Here is a 21,417-nt window from a genome sequence, read left to right on the forward strand (position 1 = left end):
CTCCTTACCCTTGCTCGCCGGCTTCAGGCTGTTCATCGAGTGTATAAACACGTTTGATTTCATACGTCTGTGTGTCACGCGTCAGGTTAAAAAATTTACGGCAGCCGGCGCTATGTACCCAGAGTTCGTTATGCATACCGCGCGGATTTTTGCGGAAATAGAGAAAGGTTCCCCACTCCTCGTCGCTGCAGGCATCCGGATTAGCGGGCCGGGCGATATGCGCCTGACCGCGCGGATGAAACTCTTCTTCTTCGCGATACTCACCACAGTGAGGACAGTAAATGTGCAGCATGCTAAAAGTCCTTAGTGGGCCACGCCCGCAGCGCCATGTTCATCAACCAGGGCCCCGGTGTAAAAACGGGACATTGCAAAAGGTTCAGCGATTGGATGCGGCGTGCCGTGCGCCAGCTGGTGAGCAAACAGGTTGCCGGAGCCGGGCGTGCCTTTAAAACCACCGGTGCCCCAGCCGCAGTTGAAAAACAGGTTGCGTACCGGGGTCGCTGAAAGAATGGGGCTGGCGTCAGGGCAGGTATCGACAATGCCGCCCCACTGACGGTTCATGCGTACGCGGCTGGTGCAGGGGAAGAGCTCAACAATCGCCTGGATCGTATGCTCAATCACGCTGTACGATCCGCGCTGACCATAACCGACCCAGCCGTCAATGCCGGCACCAATCACCAGGTCGCCTTTATCAGACTGGCTCATATAGCCGTGTACATGGTTGGACATCACAACCGTATCCAGGAAAGGTTTAATCGGCTCTGAAACCAGCGCCTGCAGCGGATGCGACTCAACCGGCAGTTCAAAGCCCGCCATTTTTGCCATCACACCGGAGTTGCCGGCGGTCACGCAGCCCACGCGGTCGGCTTTGATTACGCCATGGTTGCGGGTTTTCACGCCGGTGATCTTGCCGTCGCTGATCTCCATATCGATCACTTCACAGTTCTGGATCAGATCCACACCCAGACTGTCGGCTGCGCGGGCATACCCCCAGGCCACCGCATCATGACGGGCGTTGCCGCCGCGCCGCTGTACTGAAGCGCCAAGCACCGGATAACGCGCATCTTTACTGCAGTCGAGCGCCGGGATCTCACGCTGCAGCTGGTCGCCATAGACCATTTCGTTGTCGACGCCCTGCAGGCGGTTGGCGTTAGCCAGCCGCTCATTGGTGCGCAGATCCTGCAGCGTATGGCAGGTGTGATAGACACCACGCTGCGAAAACATCTGGTTGTAGTTCAGCTCCTGCGACAGTCCTTCCCAGAGTTTCATGGAGTGCTCATAGAGCGCGGCTGATTCATCCCACAGGTAGTTAGAGCGGACAATGGTGGTGTTGCGGCAGATGTTGCCACCGCCGAGGTGGCCCTTTTCCAGCACCGCCACGTTGGTGATGCCGTGCTCCTTTGCCAGATAGTAAGCGGTGGCCAGGCCGTGGCCACCGCCGCCGATAATAATGACGTCATAGCGTTTCTGCGGTGTCGGGTTGCGCCAGACCTTCTGCCAGTTCTCGTGATAGCTCAGACTGTGTTTGAGCAGGCCAAATCCTGAATAGCGTTGCATAGTTATCTACTCCCGTAACGATACCGCGTGTGCGAATGGACAGAGGGTAAGACGGCGCCCCGCGGCTGGCCGGGGGCGTTCTGGCTTAGCGATAAACCGGGAAATCTGCACACAGCGACAGCACCTGCTGTTTCACCTGCGCAATTTTCGCCTCCAGATGCTCCTCGTTGTGCATCACGTCGAGGATGTCTGCGATCCAGCCTGCCAGCGTGCGGCAGTTCTCCTCACTGAAGCCGCGCGTGGTGATCACCGGCGCACCGATACGCAGGCCGGAGGTCACAAACGGCGACTGTGGATCGCCTGGTACGGCATTTTTATTAACGGTAATATTGGCGCGGCCCAGCGCGGCATCCGCCGCTTTACCGGTCAGGCCCTGTTTGATCAGGCTAAGCAGAAACAGATGGTTATCTGTACCCCCTGACACCACATCGTATTGGCGCGAGACAAATACCTCTGCCATCGCCTGCGCATTCTTAACGACCTGACGCTGATACTTCGCGTAGTCAGGCTGCATCGCCTCTTTAAAGGCCACGGCTTTAGCGGCGATCACATGCATCAGCGGACCGCCCTGGCCTCCGGGGAACACGGCAGCATTCAGCTTCTTCTCCAGCTCCGGGTTGGCTTTCGCCAGGATCAGACCGCCGCGCGGACCGCGCAGGGTTTTATGCGTGGTGGTCGTAACTACGTCAGCGAACGGCAGCGGATTAGGGTAGATGCCGGCGGCAACGAGGCCCGCGACGTGCGCCATATCGACAAACAGCCACGCGCCTGTTTTGTCGGCGATAGCGCGAAAGCGTGCCCAGTCAACCACGCGTGAATAGGCAGAGAAGCCAGCCACAATCATCTTTGGCTTATGCTCCAGCGCCAGCGCTTCCACCTGGTCGTAGTCGATCTCGCCCGTGGCTTCATTCAGCCCATACTGCACGGCGTGATAGATCTTGCCGGAGAAGTTCACGTGTGCGCCGTGCGTCAGGTGGCCGCCGTGCGCCAGACTCATGCCCAGAACGGTGTCGCCCGGCTGGCACAGCGCCATGTACACCGCCGCGTTGGCCTGTGAGCCGGAGTGCGGCTGCACGTTGGCATAATCGGCCCCGAACAGCGTGCAGGCGCGTTCTATCGCCAGTTTCTCCACGATGTCGACATATTCGCAGCCGCCGTAGTAGCGTTTGGCCGGATAGCCCTCCGCATATTTATTGGTCAGTACCGTACCCTGCGCCTGCATAACGCGCGGGCTGGTGTAGTTCTCTGAAGCGATAAGCTCGATGTGCTCTTCCTGACGCACCGCTTCCTGCTCTATCGCCTGCCACAGTTCACTGTCAAAGCTCTGAATCGTGTCGCTCTTCGCAAACATGCCTGTCTCCTTGCCCGGATAATCGCGCGGCGCCTGCTCCGGTACTGAGCCATTCAGGGCAGCGGTAAATTGAGTGTGGGTTGATAATACCCAGCGCCACTGCGGCCAGGATGTTTGGTAACGCCGGGGCTATGTCAATTTGCGACATAGGGCGGCGCCTGCCTGTCTGCAGCAGGCTGGCGCGGCCGTGCCGGGCGGAAAATGGCGAGTTCACGGTGAAATGCGTCGTTATCCGGCATCCATTAATTTTTTACGCCACCGATAATGCGGCGGTTAAACACTACATGGCCGTGAGCCCGGGAGAGCAGAATGAGTATTAGCGTCTTCGATTTATTTAAAGTCGGAATTGGCCCCTCCAGTTCGCATACCGTCGGGCCCATGCGCGCGGCACAGCGCTTTGTTGAGCAGCTGAGCCACAGTGACAGGCGGCAGGCGCTCTGCCGCATCAAGATCGAACTGTTTGGCTCGCTGAGCGCAACCGGACGCGGCCACAGTACTGATAAAGCGGTGCTGTTAGGGCTGATGGGAGCCTCACCGGATACCATCGATCCGCACATCATTAACGCCACGGTGCAGGCGATCTGCGAAACCGGTTCGGTAACACTGCCCTGGGGCGAAAACATCGAGTTTGACTGGCATCAGGATCTGCTGTTCGTGGATGACGTGCTCGCTTATCACCCGAACGCCATGCGGCTGAGCGCGTACTTTCGCACCGGCGACAGCCTTTCCGTGGTCTATTACTCCATTGGCGGCGGCTTTGTACTGGATGAAGAGGAGGCAACGGCCACGGCACATCTGGTGCCGCAGTGCTCACTGCCGTATGACTTTAACAGCGGAGCGGAACTGCTGGCGCACTGCCGCGAAAAAGGGCTGCGTATCAGTACGCTGATGCTGGAAAATGAAAAGGTGTGGCGTGACGAAGCGGCGATCCGCAGCGGGCTGGCGCAGATCTGGGAGGTGATGCAGCAGTGTATCGCTAACGGGCTGGCCCAGGAGGGCATACTGCCTGGCGGGCTGCAGGTGCGCCGCCGTGCGCCAGCGCTGTATCAGTCCCTGCGCCGCGCCTCAGCGGAGAATGTCATCAGCTCCACGCTCTCTGCTATGGACTGGATCAACCTCTATGCGCTGGCGGTCAACGAAGAGAACGCCGCAGGCGGGCGGATGGTGACGGCACCGACCAACGGCGCAGCCGGTATTGTACCGGCCGTACTGATGTACTACATGCAGTTTGAAGCGCGCGCGCGCGAAGAAGATGTGGTGGATTTCCTGCTGGCCGCGGCGGCCGTCGGCGCGCTGTGTAAGAAGAATGCTTCTATATCCGGCGCTGAGGTGGGCTGTCAGGGAGAGGTCGGTTCCGCCTGTGCAATGGCGGCAGCCGGGCTGACAGAAGTGCTGGGCGGTACGCCGGAACAGGTAGAGAACGCGGCTGAAATTGCGCTGGAGCATAACCTTGGCCTGACCTGCGATCCGGTGGGCGGACTGGTGCAGGTTCCCTGTATTGAACGCAACGCGATTGCGGCAATGAAAGCGATCAATGCCGCGCAGATGGCGCTGCGCGGTGATGGTCAGCACTTTATTTCGCTGGATAAAGTGATCCGTACCATGCGCGATACCGGACGCGACATGCAGGATAAATACAAAGAGACGTCGAAAGGCGGTCTGGCGGTCAATGCGATTGAATGTTAATGCTGTGTAAGTAATTGGTTACAGCATCTTATGCAGATCGTAATGTGCGCAGGCAGTGAACAGTGACGTAAAAGGGTGCAAAATGCGCTGACTTAACCAAAACGGGTCAGCGCCTGCACTGTTTTGAGGCTAACAGACGCTGACGCGGCAGCAAAGATCAAATCTGTGAAGCTGAACAAACATTTGTTTCGCTTATGTTAACTGTGTGTCATTTTCGGGATGTCTATCCTGGTGACGAATGGCATGTCTGTTGCTTACTCTATAGGTGATGGAAAGCGATTGGGGGAAATGCCCCCGGGTAATGTTTCTGTTTAGCCTATATAGAGGTCAGCGCACATGTTCGACACAGACGCAATTTTGAAAAGTCCCTCTAATGATATTAAAAAGCGCAGCGTAGGCTTTTTACTCGTCAATAATTTCACCATGATGGCTCTGGCAACCGCAGTGGAACCTTTACGCATGGCGAACCAGCTAAGCGGCAAAGAGCTGTATAGCTGGTGTACCGTCAGTGAAGAGGGTGCGCCCGTTGTGGCAAGTGATGGTATTTCAATTACGCCCGATCATTCGATGGCTAACGTGGCAGCACTGGATGTGCTGATCGTGGTCGGGGGTGTCAACATTACCCGCAGTTATACCAGCCGTCAGGTGAGCTGGCTGCAGAGCATGGCGCGCCGCAAAATCCTGATTGGCGGCATCTGTACCGGACCCTATCTGCTGGCGGAAGCCGGGCTACTGGATGGGTATCACTGCAGCGCACACTGGGAGTGTATTGCGTCAATGCAGGAGGCGTATCCCAAAGTCATCTGTACCAACCAGCTGTTTGTGATTGAGCACGATCGCATGACCAGCAGCGGCGGCACCGTGCCCATGGATATGATGCTGACGATGATCCAGCGCCATTTTGGTCACCAGCTTACCGCCGGGATCTCAGAGATGTTCATCTGCGATCGCGTACGCAATGAATCAGACTACCAGCGTATTCCGCTGCGCCACGTACTCGGTACGGCGCAGCCAAGCCTGGTTGAAGCGGTCTCGCTGATGGAGGCCAATATTGAGGAGGCGATCGATCTTGACGAGCTGGCAGGCTACGTGGGCCTGTCGCGGCGCCAGCTGGAACGGCTGTTTCAGAAATACCTGCGCTGTTCGCCTTCACGATACTATCTCAAGCTGCGGCTGTTCCGCGCCCGCCAGCTGCTGAAACAGACCTCAATGTCGATTATCGAAATAGCCCTGGCGTGTGGCTTTGTCTCTACGCCGCACTTCAGCAAATGTTACCGCGAACACCTTGGCGTACCGCCACGCGAAGAGCGGCGGGGCGTACACAGCCAGGGAGGCGGCAAAACGCTGACGCAATTTTTTATGGCAGAACTGCCCGGTCTGACCAACTGGCAGCAGGAGAGTACGGTATCGGCTTCTCTGCGCATCCTGAATGAAGCGCGTTTTGAGCCAACCTTTGGCTCAGTCGCTTTATCAACGGATGTCTGACGCATCCCGCCTGTAATTCACGCCGGCTGAAAACGCTGCCTTCATGGCAGCTTTTTTATGTCCGCTCATCGGTTTAAATCGCCTGTTCCCTTTCCGGGCTGCGCCAGCTGTCAGGCAAGTGACGTTTTCAGAACAATTCATCCGCAGCGTAAACCCTATTCTGTTTTCATTCGGCCGCACCCGGTTATGAATCAAACCAGAGAGGAAGATATGAACGCTACTGAATTGCATAATTCTGCGATTGTCATCGATGGGCTGGTGATTGCGAAATGGGACAGAGAGCTGTTTGAAGATATGCGCCGCGGCGGGCTGACGGCTGCCAACTGCACGGTCTCCGTGTGGGAAGGGTTTCAGGGCACGGTGAATAATATCGTGGAAATGAATAACCTCATTGCGCAGAACGCCGATCTGGTCACCAAAGTGACCAACACCCGCGATATCCGGCGCGCCAAGGATGAAGGCAAAACCGGCATCCTGATGGGCTTCCAGAATGCGCACGCGTTTGAGGATCAGCTGGGCTACATTCAGGTGTTTAAAGAGCTGGGCGTCGGCGTCGTGCAGATGGCCTATAACACGCAGAACCTGGTGGGCACCGGCTGCTATGAACGTGATGGCGGCCTCTCAGGTTATGGTCATGAAGTCGTGGCAGAGATGAACCGCGTCGGCATGCTGTGCGATCTCTCTCATGTAGGCGCGCAGACCTCTAAAGAGGTGATCCTGGCGTCGAAAAAACCGGTCTGTTATTCCCACTGTCTCCCGTCTGGCCTGAAAGATCATCCGCGCAATAAGTCTGACGAAGAGCTGAAATTCATTGCGGACCACGGCGGATTTGTGGGCGTCACCATGTTTACTCCGTTCCTGAAGAATGGCATTCACTCCACGATTGAGGACTACGTGGAAGCGATCGACTACATCTTCAATCTGGTGGGGGAAGATCAGATCGGCATCGGCACCGACTTTACGCAGGGCCACGGTCAGGCGTTTTTCGAGTGGCTGACGCACGATAAAGGCTACGCCCGTCAGCTCACCGACTTCGGCAAAATCATCAACCCGGAAGGCATTCGCACGCTGGGTGAGTTCCCGAATTTAACGGCTGCACTGCTGCGCCACGGCTTTACCGAGAAGCAGGTGCGCAAATTTATGGGTGAGAACTGGCTCAACCTGCTGGCAAATGTCTGGCACGAGTGATCATCTGGCCTGTTAACACGAATAAGCGAGGTAAACCATGGCACATGCGCCTGAAATGCCGATCAGCGTCGATGATGAAACCGGCGTCTGGACCACCGATGCGTTACCCATGTTATACGTGCCCCGGCACTTTTTTGTGAACAACCATATGGGGATTGAAGAGGAAATTGGCGCAGAACGCTACGCCGCCATCCTGTATAAAGCGGGCTATAAATCGGCCTGGCACTGGTGCGAAAAAGAGGCTGAACTGCATGGCCTGTCTGGCGATGCAGTGTTTGAGCACTACATGAAACGTCTTTCTCAGCGCGGCTGGGGCTTGTTTTCTACCGAAGCCCTGGATCTTAAACAGGGCACTGCGCGTATCCGGCTCGATCACTCTGCGTTTGTCTACCAGTACGGCAAAGTCAACCGCAAGGTGGACTACATGTTTACCGGCTGGTTTGCCGGCGCGATGGACCAGATTGCACAGAGCCTCGGCTACAGCGTGAAAACCCAGGCGGTACAGACGCAGAGCGCCGCCGAAGAGGGATGTGAGTACGGTGTTTTTACCGTTTCGCCAGTATAAGACCCGGTACGCAGCGCTGGCTGCGTACCCCCGCATTACCACTGAACCGCAGGCTGGCGGGCCGGATATCAGAACGGAATTAAGGTGAAGCTATGTCACAGTTTGATCTGCTGTTTGAGCCATTAAAAATAAATAAACTGACTATCCGTAACCGTATTGTCAGCACCGCTCACGCCGAGGTGTATGCCACTGACGGCGGGATGACCACCGATCGCTATGTGAGATATTACGAAGAGAAAGCCAAAGGCGGCTGCGGGCTCTGTATCTGCGGTGGCTCAAGCGTGGTTTCGATCGACAGTCCGCAGAGCTGGTGGAGTTCGGTTAACCTGAGTACCGACCGGATTATTCCGCACTTCCAGAATCTCGCCGATGCCGTGCACCAGCACGGCGGCAAAATCATGATCCAGATCTCTCATATGGGGCGGCGTTCGCGCTGGGATGGCGAGAACTGGCCTAACCTGATGTCACCCTCCGGCATCCGTGAGCCGGTGCACCGCGCCACCTGCAAAACCATCGAAGAAGAGGAGATCTGGCGCGTCATTGGCGACTTTGCGAAAGCGGCACAGCGTGCCAAAGCGGGGGGGCTCGACGGCGTAGAGTTATCCGCCGTGCATCAGCATATGATCGATCAGTTCTGGTCACCGCGTGTCAATAAGCGCACGGATGAGTGGGGCGGGAGTTTTGAAAAGCGGATGCGCTTTGGCATCGAGGTACTGAAAGCGGTGCGTGACGCAGTCGGACCCGATTTCGTTGTCGGCATGCGTATAACCGGTGATGAGTTCCATCCCGACGGCCTCAGCCATGAAGATATGCGGCAGATTGCCGCCTATTACGATAAAACCGGCATGGTGGATTATTTTGGCGTGGTCGGTTCCGGCTGCGACACCCACAACACGCTGGCGAACGTTATTCCGAATATGAGCTATCCGCCTGAGCCGTTCCTGCACCTGGCGGCGGGTATTAAAGAAGTGGTCACGGTGCCGGTGATCCACGCGCAGAACATTAAAGATCCCAATCAGGCGCAGCGTATTCTCGAAGCGGGCTACGTTGACTTTGTGGGTATGACGCGTGCACATATCGCCGATCCGCATCTGATCGCCAAGATCAAAATGAATCAGGTGGATCAAATCCGCCAGTGCGTCGGCGCCAACTACTGCATCGATCGGCAATATATGGGGCTGGATGTGCTGTGCATTCAGAACGCGGCCACTTCGCGCGAATATATGGGGCTGCCACATATCATCACCAAAACCGAAGGGCCGGTGCGCAACGTCGTGGTGATTGGCGGCGGACCGGGCGGGCTGGAAGCGGCACGGGTCGCGGCAGAGCGCGGGCATAAGGTCACGCTGATAGAACGTGCCAGCGAGCTGGGCGGTCAGATTACGATTGCAGCAAAAGCACCACAGCGCGATCAGATGGCCGGCATCACGCGCTGGTTAGCGATGGAGATTGAGCGTCTTGGCGTTAAGGTAATGACCGACACCACGGCGGATATGGCGATGATCCGCGATCTCACGCCCGACGTCTGCATTCTTGCAACCGGCGGAGAGCCTTTCCTTGAGCAGAACCCGGAATGGGGCGCGGCAGAAGGGCTGGTGGTCTCCAGCTGGGACGTGCTGAACGGCGTCGTGGAGCCCGGCAAGAACGTACTGGTGTATGACTCTATCTGTGAGTTTTCCGGTATGTCCGTCTCCGATTTCCTCGCTGCCCGCGGTGCGCTGGTGGAGCTGGTGACCGGCGATATCAAACCCGGCGTGGGTATTGGCGGCACCACCTTCCCGACTTACTACCGCAGCCTGTATGAAAAAGCAGTGGTAATGACCTCCGATCTGGCGCTGGAAAAGGTCTACCGCGAAGGCGAGAAGCTGGTGGCAGTGCTGGAGAATGAGTATACCGGGCAGAAAGAGGAGCGGGTGGTGGATCAGATCGTCGTGGAAAACGGCACCCGCCCCAATGAGGAACTCTACTACGCGCTGAAAGCAGAATCGCGTAACAAGGGACAGATTGACGTAGAAGCGCTGTTTGATATCCGGCCCCAGCCGGTGCTGGAACAGGCGGGCAGCGGCATGATCCTGTGGCGGCTTGGCGACTGCGTATCGCAGCGCAATGTCCACGCCGCGATCTACGATGCGCTGCGTCTCTGCAAGGACCTGTAGTTTCGCCGTCGCTGACGCAAAGCGTGCGGTATCCGGAAGCGGTACCGCACGCTGCATTTAACAGAAATTGTCTGGAAAGGGCACATCATGGTACTTGATCGGATACTCCCCTGGTTACTTCTTGGCGCGGTGATCCTGGCCATCGTGGGTATGGTCAGGCGCGTTCTGCTCTGGCGGCGCGGACAACCGGAGCAGGTTGCCCTGCTAAGCGGCCTGATGGCGATGCCCCGCCGCTATTTAGTTGACCTGCATCACGTGGTCGCACGTGACAAATATATGTCACGTAGCCATGTGGCAACCGCCGGCGGCTTTGTGCTGTCGATGCTGCTGATCCTCATGGTCCATCTGGCAGGCGTCAGCGGCACGCTGGTGGATAGGGTACTGGCGGGTGCGCTGCTGGTGATGTTTAGCGGTGCGCTGTTTATCTGGTATCGCCGCCGCAATCCGCCGGCCCGTCTTTCGCGCGGACCGTGGATGCGCCTGCCAAAAAGCCTGCTGGTGTTTGCAGCCACGTTCTTTATCACCACGCTGCCGGTCTCCGATCTCTTTGGCGAGGCAGGGCGCTGGGTCATGGCTGCACTGCTGCTGGCGGGCATCTGCTGGGGGCTGGGTGAAATGCTGTTCGGCATGGCGTGGGGCGGGCCGATGAAACACGCGTTTGCCGGTGCGCTGCATCTTGCCTTTCATCGCCGTCCGGCCCGCTTTGGCGGCGGTCGCTCTGTGGGCCTGAAGCCGGTTGATCTGACAGCCGCAAAGCTTGGCGTCGGCGAGCCGGCAGATTTCAAATGGAACCAGCTGCTGGGCTTTGACGCCTGCGTACAGTGCGGTAAATGTGAAGCGATGTGCCCGGCGTTTGCGGCCGGTCAGCCACTGAATCCGAAAAAGCTGATTCAGGATATGGTCATCGGGATGGCAGGCGGCAGCGACGCGCGCTTTGCCGGCAGCCCCTATCCGGGCGTGCCGGTGGGGGAAGCGTGCGGGCAGCCGCATCAGCCGATTGTCGGGGGGCTGATCAAAGAAGAGACGCTCTGGTCCTGCACCACCTGCCGCGCCTGCGTGGAGGAGTGCCCGATGATGATTGAACACGTCGACGCGATTGTGGACATGCGCCGCTTTATGACGCTGGAAAAGGGGCAGACGCCCGGCAAAGGCGCTGAAGTGCTGGATAATCTCAGCCAGACGGATAATCCCGGCGGGTTTAATCCGCGCAGCCGCACGCACTGGTCAGCAGATCAGAACCTGCCGCTGATGCAGGATGTCGGGCAGGCTGACGTGCTGTTCTGGGTCTCAGACGGGGCGTTTGATATGCGCAGCCAGCGTATTCTGCGCGCGTTTGTCAAGGTGCTCAGGGCCGCCGGCGTCAATTTTGCAGTGCTGGGTGATGAAGAGCTGGATAGCGGAGACGTTGCGCGACGCCTCGGCGATGACGCCACGTTTCAGCGGCTCGCCCGCAGCAATATTGCCACGCTGCAAAAATATCGCTTTAACCGCATCGTAACCACCGATCCGCACGCCTTTCACTGCCTGAAAAATGAGTATCCCGATTTTTACCCGGCAGGTACGCAGCCTGACTATGAGGTGCTGCATCACACCACCTTCATTAATGAGCTGGTTAAGGCGCAGCTGCTGGATCTGAAAGATTACAAAGGCGGCAGCGTGACCTGGCATGACCCGTGCTATCTCGGCCGCTACAACGGTGAATATGCGTCACCGCGTGAGCTGCTGGCAGAGCTGGGGATCAAACTCAGCGAAATGGACCGCTCCGGCTTTCGCTCACGCTGCTGCGGCGGCGGCGGCGGTGCGCCCATCACTGATATTCCGGGAGAGCGGCGTATTGCTGACATGCGTATGGAAGATGCAAAACAGACCGGTGCAGAGCTGATTGCCGTTGGCTGTCAGCAGTGTACCGCCATGCTGGAAGGTGTCGTCGGACCGCGTCCGGACGTAAAAGATATAGCTGAACTGGTGGCTGAAGCCCTCAGCGAGCCGAAAAAGCCGCTGCCGGCGAAGCTGCGCGAGCGCCAAATTGCTGTGGAGGTGATCTGATGGAAACCCCTGTACGTCGCGATCCGCGTCTTGAGTGGATTGCCCGCAACCGGCTGCATCCGCAGCATGCAGAGCTGATGCTGCCGGTACAGGAGAGCCGTGGCCCGTCCGGGCTGCTGCGTAAGAATCCGCACGCTGTCGGCTTTACCGGGCCAAATGGACTGAAGCGAATCGATCGCGAGAACGTCAATGCATTTACCCAGCTTTCCGGCCGGCGCAGTAGCGGGACACCGCACGTTGCGGAGCTGCCGCTGCACCGCGTGGCGCAGCCGGATTACTGCGTGGCGGTAGTGCTGGACATGACCGGTGGCCGGCTAACCGGCCACGATCGCGACGTGCTGGGACAGGCGCATCAGCTGGTGCGTGAGGCCGGCGGAGCAGGTGTGGTGATGGCCGTGGTATTTGGTGAACACCGTGAAGAGAGCTTTGCCACTGCGGGCGTTGACCGGCTGCTGCATTTCAGCGGCGATCGTTATGAGGGGTATAACCCGGAACAGCGCATCCATGCGCTGATGGCGGTAGAAAATGAACTGACACCGCGCTTCTGGCTGTTTCCGGATAGCATTGCTGCCGGCTTTGAGCTGGGCTGTCGTTTTGCCGCACGCTGCGGTGAACGACCCGCCACGCAGGTGTGGCGCATAGAAGGCGAGCGCTGCATCAGTCGGGCGGCAGGCGGCAGTGCTGATATTACTCGTCCGGTTGCGCGCGTGATGCTGCTGTCAGCAGAGTGCGCTGAACCCGTGGATGAAACCCGCCATGAAGTGCTGCCGGTGAGCGTCGGGCTGCAGAGTATTGGCGCCGCACGCATCACCGACTGTGGTCTGATGCCGGTTGATCCGGCAGCCGTGCCGCTGGGTGAAGCGGAGTTTATTTTGTCTGCCGGTAACGGCGTCGGCGACTGGGCGCAGTTCCATGCGACCGCAGAGATTCTGGGGGCCACCGAAGGCGCCAGCCGCGTCGCCGTTGATAATGGCCATATGCCGCGTTTCCGTCAGGTCGGCGCTACCGGCACCTGGGTGACGGCGCGGGTCTATCTGGCGGTGGGCATCTCCGGCGCAGTGCAGCACCTGCAGGGGATTGCGCAGTGCGATCGGGTTATTGCCATTAATACCGATCCCGGCTGCGATATGGTCAGCCGCGCGTCGCTGAGCGTCATCGGCGACAGCGATGCGATTCTGGCCGAGCTGGCGCGCCTGGCGCGCGCCTGGCGTAATGAGGAACTTAACCATGCAGCATAAAGCACACCACAGCGGGTGCCGTATTACGGCACTGATATCCGTCGGACTGCATCCGGAGTCGGGCAGAGCCCGCCGCGCCGGACAGGATGCGCGTGCGGTAGAAATGGGGCTGGCGCTGGCCTCCGGCGATCTGGAACTGCTTCACGCCGGCGATCCGCACAACGTGGCGCTGCGCAGCTACGCCGGCATGGGGGTGGAGACGCTGCGCGTGCTGCCAATGACAGAACAGGGCGATGCGGTAGCGGTGCTGAGTCATTATCTTAAACAGGATCACCCGGATGTGATCCTCACCGGCGGCCGGGCGGAGCGCGGCGAGTCGTCGGGTATGCTGCCTTTTTTGCTGGCAGAAGCGCTGGAGATCCCGGTGGTGGTGGGTGTGGCAGAGATAGTCAGCCTGAACGGCACTGACGCCGAAGTGTTACAGGCGCTGCCGCGCGGCCAGCGGCGCCTGCTGCGGGTTGCGCTCCCGTTTATCGCCAGCGTGGACATGGCTGCCGCCGCGCCGCGCCAGAGCGCGTTTGGTCCGGCTAACCGTGCAGAGATTGTCACCGCTGCGGGCAGGGAGGTACCGGATGCGGCGATGGCAGCCTGGGAGATTGCGCCTGCGCGTAAGCGGCCTAAGCGACTGAAAAAAGTGAAAGCTAAAACAGCTGCGGATCGCTTTAAAGCAGCCACGGCTAAATCACAGAGCGAAGGCGGCAAAGTGCTGCAGAATAAGCCGGCGAATGAGATGGCGCAGGCAGTTTTTGATCTGCTGCTGGAGGAAGGCGTGATCCGCTAACCGCCTCTCTGAACGATGAAAACCCGGCTGGCGTTTCACTGCGCCAGCCGGGTTTTCTGTTATCAGATCAGCCTTTTACGTTTTTAAGCACGGTTTCACTGTACCAGTCGATAAAGTTAATTACGCCAAATTCATAGGTTTCTGAATAGGGACCAGGCTGATAGCCGATCGAGTTGATGCCACGCTGGTTCTCTTCGCCCAGAACGCGATCCTGTTCATTGGTTGCGTCCCATACGGTGCGCAGACGTTCCGGATCGTAATCGACACCCGCCACCGCATCTTTATGCACAAACCATTTTGTGGTGACCATCGTCTCCTGTGCGGAGATCGGCAGCACGCGGAACACGATAAAGTGATCGCTTTGCATATGGTTCCATGAGTTGGGCAGGTGCAGAATACGCATCGATCCCTGATAGTGGCTGGTGAAACGACCCAGCAGCCGGGTGCAGCCCTCACGACCGTCAATGGTCATGACTTTGGTGCCTTCCTTCAGCGGCATACGCACAATCCGGTTGCGCAGGCCGAAGCTCTGATGGCGATGCGGAATACCCTGCTCATCCCACAGCGCCGCCTGCTTGTTGTAGTAGTCGTGAAAACTTTGCGGTGCGCGTGGATCGTTGGTGTCATCCCACTCCAGCAGGCTGTTCAGCAGTTCCGGATGACTGCCGGCGCAGTGATAACATTCGCGGTTATTCTCCAGCACCAGCTTCCAGTTGGCTTTTTCATACATGTGGGACTCTGCCGCCAGCTTGGTGTTCTCCACATCATAAGGTTCCATATACTCTGCCAGCGTGGCCAGAAACTCATCGAAGTCAGACTCCGGTGGCGTCTCGGCCAGGCAGATAAAGACAAATCCGCCCGCGGTTTTGCAGTGCGCTTTTTTCAGGCCGTGCTGCTTCATGTCAAACGACTGGTTCATCTCTGAGCCGGCGAACAGCAGGTTGCCTTTTAAATCGTATGTCCACTGGTGGTAGGGGCAGACCAGATTCGCCACCTTGCCGCGCTGCTGTGAGCAGAGCCGCGAGCCGCGATGGCGACAGGTGTTGTGAAACGCGTTGATGTTGCCTTCTGCATCGCGCAGAACCAGCACCGGGTTCTGTCCGACCTCCAGCGTAAAGTAGTCACCCTTTTTCGGGATTTCGCTACTCATACCGGCAAACAGCCACTCTTTCTGAAACACCTCCTCCATATCAATGCGAAACAGAGTCGGGTCATTATAAAGCGCCTGCGGCAGTGAATAGTTGGGCTGGCGTTTTTCGAGCAGATCCTGCATACGGTCGCTCGCATCGACAAGGCTTGTACAGGTGATATTCAGCAGATCGTTGTGACTCATAATGTTGCTCTTCTCGCGCGGTTGAAAAGGGAGTGGTTCGCGCCCGACAGGCGCAGCCGGATATCAACAAAACCGGACTTCCGCCTGGCTGGAAGCCCGTAAGATCGCTACGGATTACATGTGCAATCCATGCTGCACCGGTTAGGCACCCGTCAATGTTCTGCCAGCGACATAAATCCCCTCTGTTAAAGACGCGTACGCAGAATTTCCTGCCGATGTGGGTTTTTCAGGCATTTCCGTGTCGCGTATAACTAAATGCTGTCACAGGGTTACACGGAGAATCGCAGTTTCTGGCTCAAAAGCCTGTGGTTATCCATGCGTCAATACAGGCAATTGATCACTCCAATCCTGATGGGAATGAAATGTATGACAGAGAGAAATATCACGGTACTGAATACCAATGCTTTTGAGCCTGTCACCACGCAGACCTGGACCAATGGCCGTCATGCGGTGCGGTGCGTTAAAGTCATACAGGAAACCTGGGACGTGAAAACCTTCTGCTTTATGGCCGAGCAGCCGGTGATGTTCTTCTTTAAGCCCGGGCAGTTTGTCACGCTGGAGCTGACGATAGAGGAGCAGACCGTGTTTCGCTCCTACACCATCTCCAGTTCTCCTTCGGTACCCTACAGTTTTTCAATCACGGTGAAACAGGTGCCGGGCGGCGTGGTCTCCAACTGGCTGCATGCGAATATGCGCGAAGGCATGGATCTGGCGGTGCATGGCCCGGTAGGGCAGTTTAACTGCATCGATTACCCCGGTGATAAGGCGCTGTTTCTCTCAGGTGGCGTCGGCATTACGCCGATGATGTCGATGGCGCGCTGGTATTTTGACACTAACGCCGACGTGGACATGGTGTTTGTGCACAGCGCCCGCACGCCGGAAGATATTATTTTCCGCCGCGATCTGGAAAATATGACGGCGCGTATCCCCAATTTTAAACTGAGCATCATTTGCGAACGCTATGAATCAGGGCAATACTGGTCAGGTTTTCGCGGTTTCCTGAACCATGCCATGATGCAGATGATTGCGCCTGACTTTATGGAGCGGGAGATCTTCTGCTGCGGACCGACACCTTATATGCGGGCGGTGAAAGCGATTCTGGAAAGCGTTGGCTACGATATGACGCATTATCATGAAGAGTCGTTTGGCGCCACGCCGGAGGTGGTACAGGAACAGGTGGTGCAGGAGGCGGAAGAGGCGGCCGAGCTGGCCGATGCGCTCTGCAGTTCAGAACTGCTGACCGTGGCGTTCACGCAGAGTGACAAGAGCGTGAAAATTGCGCCCGGCGAGACGGTCCACGCCGCCGCTGCCAAGCTGGGTCTGCATATCCCGAAAGCGTGCGGCATGGGGATCTGCGGCACCTGCAAGGTGAAATGTCTGGAAGGGGAGGTTGAGATGAACCACAACGGCGGCATCACCGACGAGGATGCCGAAGAGGGCTATATCCTCTCCTGCTGCAGCGTGCCAAAAGGCAATGTGGTGGTGGAGTTCTAATCCGGAGCACGGCCTTTCAGCCAAAACGCAAAAAGCCAGATGTCAGCTGACATCTGGCTTTTTTAATCTGGCTCCTCTGACTGGACTCGAACCAGTGACATACGGATTAACAGTCCGCCGTTCTACCGACTGAACTACAGAGGAATTGTGTTTCGGCGCGCATAATAATCAACTCTTATGCGGCTGTCAAAATGTGATTTACCGCTCGCCGGTTGTTTGCTGCTTCCTGCAGCAACCTGCTGATTTCCTCTGCATCTGCCGCCTGCTGCCGCAATGTTTTTGCACATAATGTGTCCGCATAACCGCCATGTTATGTCGGAATAGGCTTATCTCTCAGGCCGTTACGCTTATCAGACTGGCTTGCATTCTGGTTATGACTGCTACACTTGATGCTGTTCACCTAAGCCAAATTATCTCTTCGCTGACAAAGGAGCACGTTATGACCGATCGCCCACAAAATCCGCAGCAGGCGCAGCAGCAGCAGTGGCCCGGCAGTTTTCGGGAGATGCAGCCGGTGCCCGATCACGGCGAAACCAGCTATCAGGGCAGCGGCCGTCTGAAAGGGAAAACGGCGATTATCACCGGCGGCGACTCCGGCATCGGCCGTGCGGTGGCTATCGCTTACGCCCGTGAAGGCGCCGATGTGGTCATCTCTTATCTGGATGAACATGAAGATGCAAAAGATACCGCACAGCTGGTGGAAGCTGCCGGGCAGCAGGCGCTGCTGATCGCGGGGGATATCATGCAGGCGGAGCACTGCCGCAGCATCGTGGCACAGACGGCAGAGCGGTTTGGCAAAATTGATATTGTGGTCAATAACGCCGCTTTCCAGATGACGCGCGACTCGCTGGATGAGATTGATGATGACGAGTTTGACCGCACGATGAAAACCAATCTCTATGCGATGTTCTATATCTGCAAAGCCGCGGTAGCGCATATGCCAGCCGGCAGTTCCATTATTAACACCGCGTCAGTCAACGCCGATCAGCCGAAACCAAAGCTGATTGCCTACTCGGCCACCAAAGCCGCCATCATTAACTTCTCCGGCAGCCTTGCCGCGCTGCTGGCGGATAAAGGCATTCGTGCCAATGCGGTCGCACCGGGGCCTATCTGGACGCCGCTCATCCCGGCCACCATGCCGCAGCAGCAGGTTGAAAGTTTTGGCAGCCAGGTGCCGCTGCAGCGTATGGGGCAGCCTGCTGAACTGGCTTCTGCTTATGTCATGCTGGCCAGCGACGAAGCCAGCTATATCTCGGGGGCAACCATTGCCGTAACCGGCGGGGTGGCGGTGATTTAACGCCGGCGCAGACAGCAAAAAGCCCGCTCAGGTTTCCCTGAGCGGGCTTTTCTGATTCTGGCTCCTCTGACTGGACTCGAACCAGTGACATACGGATTAACAGTCCGCCGTTCTACCGACTGAACTACAGAGGAATCGTGTGAACGAGGCGAATAGTAGTGGCCCCGGGCGAGCCTGTCAACCGCTTAAAACACAATTGCATTCAACTGGCTAGCAAAGATACAACCCGCACAGGGATCAGGCAGATTCCGCTGTCAGCGCGGTGAGCCGGGTAGCCGGATCCTGACGGTAAAACAGCTGCAGATGACGATACATGTCCGGGAAGCGCTGCCGGAGGAGGTCAGGTGCAGTAAAAAAATATTCTGACAGCACAGCAAAACATTCGGCCGGATCGCTGGCGGCATAAGGATCAAACGTTGCCGCCTCTTCACCGGTGAGCGCCACTTCGTCTTCAATTTCATGCATAACCTGCAGCAAATCTTTCTCCCATGCCGCAACCTCGCGCAGCGGGATGGCGGGAATGCCGCTGGTGTAACCGCTGCTGCGCGCATCCAGCTTGTGCGCTACTTCGTGGATCACCAGGTTATAGCCTGAAAGATCAAACGCGTCGAGAATATCCAGCGCGTTGAGCACCACAGGTCCCTGTGTCCAGCTCTGCCCGGCGTGTACCGCGGGCGCCTGATGCACCAGGCCGCTCTCATCTTCCCAGCGGTCATCAACCTCAAACGGCTCAGGATAGATGAGCACGTCGTGAAAACCATCCAGCCACTCCAGCCCCAGCTTCAGTACCGGCAGACAAAACAGCAGCGCCAGACGGGCGCTGTGTAGCGCATCCATTTCAGTGCCCTGCAGCAGCACAAATTTTTTCTGCTGCAAAAAACGCTGCGCCATACCGATCAGCATGGCGTGTTCGTCGTGATTAAGCAGTGAAAAAACAGGCTGTCGCAGCGCCTGCGTCCAGGGTAGCTCAGCGGCAGCATCGGACTTAGGGGCGTTCCGGGACCATTTAAACATCGCAGCGCCTGTATGAAAGGAGAAAAAGGGTGCTGACGGGGCAGAATGTGCCAGACGTCAAACCCATTATTCAACCTGTTAGCGGGAACGGAGTCTGTGATTGCGCTTGCAAAGTGAAAAGCAAAATAAGCGGGGGGAGAGCGTAAGCGCCTCTTCCGGCAGAGAGAAGAGGCGCAGGGCGCGGTTTTACGGCGATCAGCTTTCGCGGGCAACGCGTTCGAATGCAATGACCCAGACCCAGGGATTAACTTCCCAGCTGGTTGCACCATACTGCTTTTGCCACGCCTTGCGGTACGCCTCTTTGGGCGATTCTGAATTCATATTCATGGTAAAGAAGTTGTTCAGGAAGTGTGAGTCAGTCTGAACGCCCTCTGCCATGATGTCATCCTCGCTGATATCCTGAATCTTTTCAGCCCGAATCGCGGTGATGGTCAGATCGATGCGGCTTGCCCAGCGTGGCATGTGGATTGCCGTCTGCCAGCCAAACTGCTCTGCGTCCTGCAGATCGTCTTCCAGCTGACCAAATTCATTGCTGTCAGCACGATACTGGCAGTAATCGGGATGGCGAAATAGCTGGGGATCGCGATCGTACTCAGCCAGCTGCGCTTCCGGTACGATCGGGCCGCGCCAGGTCTCACGCACCCACAGACGATCGCCAACCTGTCCGAACGGACAGTGCGCACTGATATCGGACATCGACATCAGTTTGTAGCCGTGAAGATGATTTGCACTGACATCAAACGCATGAACGCCTTCATGGTGGTCCTGTCCTGGACCAAATGCCTGCGTCTTCATAATGCGTCGGGTCTGTGTTTGCTGGCCAACCAGCAGGGCGCGAACCCGCTGTTCGGAAAAAAGAATCGGCCGTTCTTTCATTTTTTACCTCTTGTTATATCACGAACCCGGAAAGCGTTAACGGTACATCCTGTACAGGATGAGAACATTAGCATAAAGGTTTCAAACAAATTTGCTTAATAATTTGTCACCTGATAATCAGGCATCCTCTTCCTGTTCCGGTATTAAAAAAACATCCAGGCAAAAAGTGGGGTGCAGATCGCTTAACACATCGGCGAAATGCGGAAATTTCCCCTATACAGTACGTTATAACGGCCAAAATAGAAATATTTTCAGACTATTTCACCTTTTTCTCCGCTAATAACTGGCTGGCAGTCAGCGATGGCTGGCCCCTGAAATTTACACTAAGCCGGCATCGCAGTTAAGCGAGATACATAAACTGTGTTAACCATATTTAGCGACAGCCGGACGGCATAAGGAAAAACTGAAAACAAAAAGGCCACTGGGAAAGCGCGCTTAACAACGCTATAACATGATCAGGATCGCAAAATTTTTCCTCCCACCCTGAAAATGCTGTAAGAAAAGTGTCATGACCTGCCCGCTAAGATAGCAGGTGAGCCTGTGTGGCTCCCGCCGCGCATCACATGCCATAACAGGAGAAGCATCATGTCCATTACACACTGGCAACAACGCTATGAACACTGGCTGCGGCTGAACTGGCAGCATGAGGATAAGGCGCATGATGTGGGGCATTTGCGTCGGGTCTGGATGAGCGCAGCGCGCATTATGCAGGAGACGCCCGCCGATGCCATGGTGGTGCTGACCGCCAGCTATTTTCACGATGTGGTTAATCTGCCAAAGAACCATCCGCAGCGTCATCTCGCCTCGACTTTTGCCGCTGAAGAGACGCGCCGTATTCTGCAGCAGGATTTCCCCGATTTTCCCGCTGAGCTTATGGATAGCGTGGCGCACGCCGTGCAGGCGCACAGTTTCAGTGCCGCAATTACGCCGCTGACAGCGGAAGCAAAAATTGTGCAGGATGCCGATCGGCTGGAGTCGTTGGGGGCTATCGGGCTGGCACGCGTGTTCTATACCGCTGGCGCACTGGGCCGGCCACTGTTTGACAGTGACGATCCGCTGGGCCGCGATCGCGAACTCGATGATGTGAAGTGGACGCTGGATCATTTTCAGAAAAAGCTGCTGCGCCTGCCCGATACCATGCAAACGGCAGCAGGACGCCGTCTGGCAGAATACAACGCGGATTTTCTGGTGCACTACATGGCCAAACTCTGTGCTGAACTGCAGGGTAATTTAGCCGGGGTTGATGAATCCGTACTGCGCGACTTTTGTTGCACGTTACAGGAATATTAAATTTTTGTGACAGACTGTTAACTCACGTCATCTTCCGTTACGTTTGTGAAAAAAATAGCA

General features: G+C 57.0%; 16 protein-coding genes, 2 tRNA genes and 1 pseudogene. 11 read left to right on the forward strand and 8 right to left on the reverse strand.

Annotated features, from left to right (window positions below; genetic code table 11):
* Positions 1-4 precede the first annotated feature (4 nt).
* From BBA90_RS09940 to glyA, 3 genes are all read right to left on the reverse strand, one after another.
* Entirely contained in the window at positions 5-292 is a 288-nt protein-coding gene (locus BBA90_RS09940; RefSeq protein ID WP_065648985.1) for a sarcosine oxidase subunit delta, read from the reverse strand.
* A gap of 11 nt (positions 293-303) precedes the next feature.
* Positions 304-1,557 carry a sarcosine oxidase subunit beta family protein gene (locus BBA90_RS09945; protein ID WP_065648986.1) on the reverse strand — a complete coding sequence of 418 codons (1,254 nt, stop codon included), beginning with the start codon at positions 1,555-1,557 and terminating at the stop codon, positions 304-306.
* Positions 1,558-1,642: 85 nt separating this feature from the next.
* Positions 1,643-2,908 carry a serine hydroxymethyltransferase gene (gene glyA / locus BBA90_RS09950; protein WP_065648987.1) on the reverse strand — a complete coding sequence of 422 codons (1,266 nt, stop codon included), beginning with the start codon at positions 2,906-2,908 and terminating at the stop codon, positions 1,643-1,645.
* Between the two features lie 375 nt (positions 2,909-3,283).
* Here glyA and BBA90_RS09955 point away from each other — a divergent pair.
* The 8 genes and pseudogenes from BBA90_RS09955 to BBA90_RS09990 all read left to right on the forward strand — a co-directional run.
* A pseudogene (locus BBA90_RS09955) lies at positions 3,284-4,594 on the forward strand (L-serine ammonia-lyase); the annotation flags it as partial.
* Positions 4,595-4,930: 336 nt separating this feature from the next.
* Positions 4,931-6,079 carry a GlxA family transcriptional regulator gene (locus BBA90_RS09960; protein WP_065648989.1) on the forward strand — a complete coding sequence of 383 codons (1,149 nt, stop codon included), beginning with the start codon at positions 4,931-4,933 and terminating at the stop codon, positions 6,077-6,079.
* Positions 6,080-6,289: 210 nt separating this feature from the next.
* The gene (locus BBA90_RS09965) at positions 6,290-7,267 is read left to right on the forward strand and encodes a dipeptidase (protein WP_065648990.1); all 978 of its coding nucleotides are present in this window, start codon (positions 6,290-6,292) and stop codon (positions 7,265-7,267) included.
* A gap of 37 nt (positions 7,268-7,304) precedes the next feature.
* Entirely contained in the window at positions 7,305-7,832 is a 528-nt protein-coding gene (locus BBA90_RS09970; RefSeq protein ID WP_065648991.1) for a 4-vinyl reductase, read from the forward strand.
* 92 nt (positions 7,833-7,924) lie between these two features.
* Positions 7,925-9,988 carry a dimethylglycine demethylation protein DgcA gene (gene dgcA / locus BBA90_RS09975; RefSeq protein WP_065648992.1) on the forward strand — a complete coding sequence of 688 codons (2,064 nt, stop codon included), beginning with the start codon at positions 7,925-7,927 and terminating at the stop codon, positions 9,986-9,988.
* Positions 9,989-10,075: 87 nt separating this feature from the next.
* Entirely contained in the window at positions 10,076-12,034 is a 1,959-nt protein-coding gene (locus BBA90_RS09980; RefSeq protein WP_065648993.1) for a (Fe-S)-binding protein, read from the forward strand.
* Positions 12,034-13,272 (forward strand): electron transfer flavoprotein subunit alpha/FixB family protein, encoded by a 1,239-nt coding sequence (locus tag BBA90_RS09985; RefSeq protein WP_065648994.1) that lies wholly within the window; start codon positions 12,034-12,036, stop codon positions 13,270-13,272. The genes BBA90_RS09980 and BBA90_RS09985 overlap by 1 nt, the downstream gene beginning before the upstream one ends.
* Entirely contained in the window at positions 13,262-14,053 is a 792-nt protein-coding gene (locus BBA90_RS09990) for an electron transfer flavoprotein subunit beta (protein WP_065648995.1), read from the forward strand. The genes BBA90_RS09985 and BBA90_RS09990 overlap by 11 nt, the downstream gene beginning before the upstream one ends.
* Before the next feature lie 67 nt (positions 14,054-14,120).
* Here the strand turns inward: BBA90_RS09990 and BBA90_RS09995 are convergent, their stop codons facing one another.
* Positions 14,121-15,386 carry an aromatic ring-hydroxylating oxygenase subunit alpha gene (locus BBA90_RS09995; protein ID WP_065648996.1) on the reverse strand — a complete coding sequence of 422 codons (1,266 nt, stop codon included), beginning with the start codon at positions 15,384-15,386 and terminating at the stop codon, positions 14,121-14,123.
* A gap of 366 nt (positions 15,387-15,752) precedes the next feature.
* Here BBA90_RS09995 and BBA90_RS10000 point away from each other — a divergent pair, with 366 nt between their 5' ends.
* A complete protein-coding gene (locus BBA90_RS10000) occupies positions 15,753-16,880 on the forward strand; it encodes a hybrid-cluster NAD(P)-dependent oxidoreductase (protein ID WP_276203846.1) in 1,128 nt (375 codons plus the stop codon).
* 68 nt (positions 16,881-16,948) lie between these two features.
* On the opposite strand, the gene BBA90_RS10005 is transcribed toward BBA90_RS10000, so the two are convergent.
* A tRNA-Asn gene (locus BBA90_RS10005) sits at positions 16,949-17,024 on the reverse strand.
* Between the two features lie 295 nt (positions 17,025-17,319).
* Between BBA90_RS10005 and BBA90_RS10010 the strand changes: the two genes are divergently transcribed.
* The gene (locus BBA90_RS10010) at positions 17,320-18,177 is read left to right on the forward strand and encodes a glucose 1-dehydrogenase (protein WP_065648997.1); all 858 of its coding nucleotides are present in this window, start codon (positions 17,320-17,322) and stop codon (positions 18,175-18,177) included.
* A 58-nt stretch (positions 18,178-18,235) separates the two neighbouring features.
* Here BBA90_RS10010 and BBA90_RS10015 read toward each other — a convergent pair.
* From BBA90_RS10015 to BBA90_RS10025, 3 genes are all read right to left on the reverse strand, one after another.
* Positions 18,236-18,311: transfer RNA gene (locus tag BBA90_RS10015), tRNA-Asn, on the reverse strand.
* A 103-nt stretch (positions 18,312-18,414) separates the two neighbouring features.
* The gene (gene mtfA / locus BBA90_RS10020) at positions 18,415-19,191 is read right to left on the reverse strand and encodes a DgsA anti-repressor MtfA (protein ID WP_065648998.1); all 777 of its coding nucleotides are present in this window, start codon (positions 19,189-19,191) and stop codon (positions 18,415-18,417) included.
* 195 nt (positions 19,192-19,386) lie between these two features.
* Positions 19,387-20,067, reverse strand: a complete 681-nt coding sequence (locus tag BBA90_RS10025; RefSeq protein ID WP_065648999.1) for a hypothetical protein — start codon at positions 20,065-20,067, stop codon at positions 19,387-19,389.
* A 585-nt stretch (positions 20,068-20,652) separates the two neighbouring features.
* Between BBA90_RS10025 and BBA90_RS10030 the strand changes: the two genes are divergently transcribed.
* Complete coding sequence (locus tag BBA90_RS10030) at positions 20,653-21,357, forward strand: phosphohydrolase (protein ID WP_065649000.1); 705 nt, start codon at positions 20,653-20,655, stop codon at positions 21,355-21,357.
* The last annotated feature ends 60 nt before the right edge of the window (positions 21,358-21,417 follow it).

It is taken from the genome of Pantoea eucrina (assembly GCF_001691555.1).
GTDB classification, from domain to species: Bacteria; Pseudomonadota; Gammaproteobacteria; order Enterobacterales; family Enterobacteriaceae; genus Pantoea; species Pantoea borealis.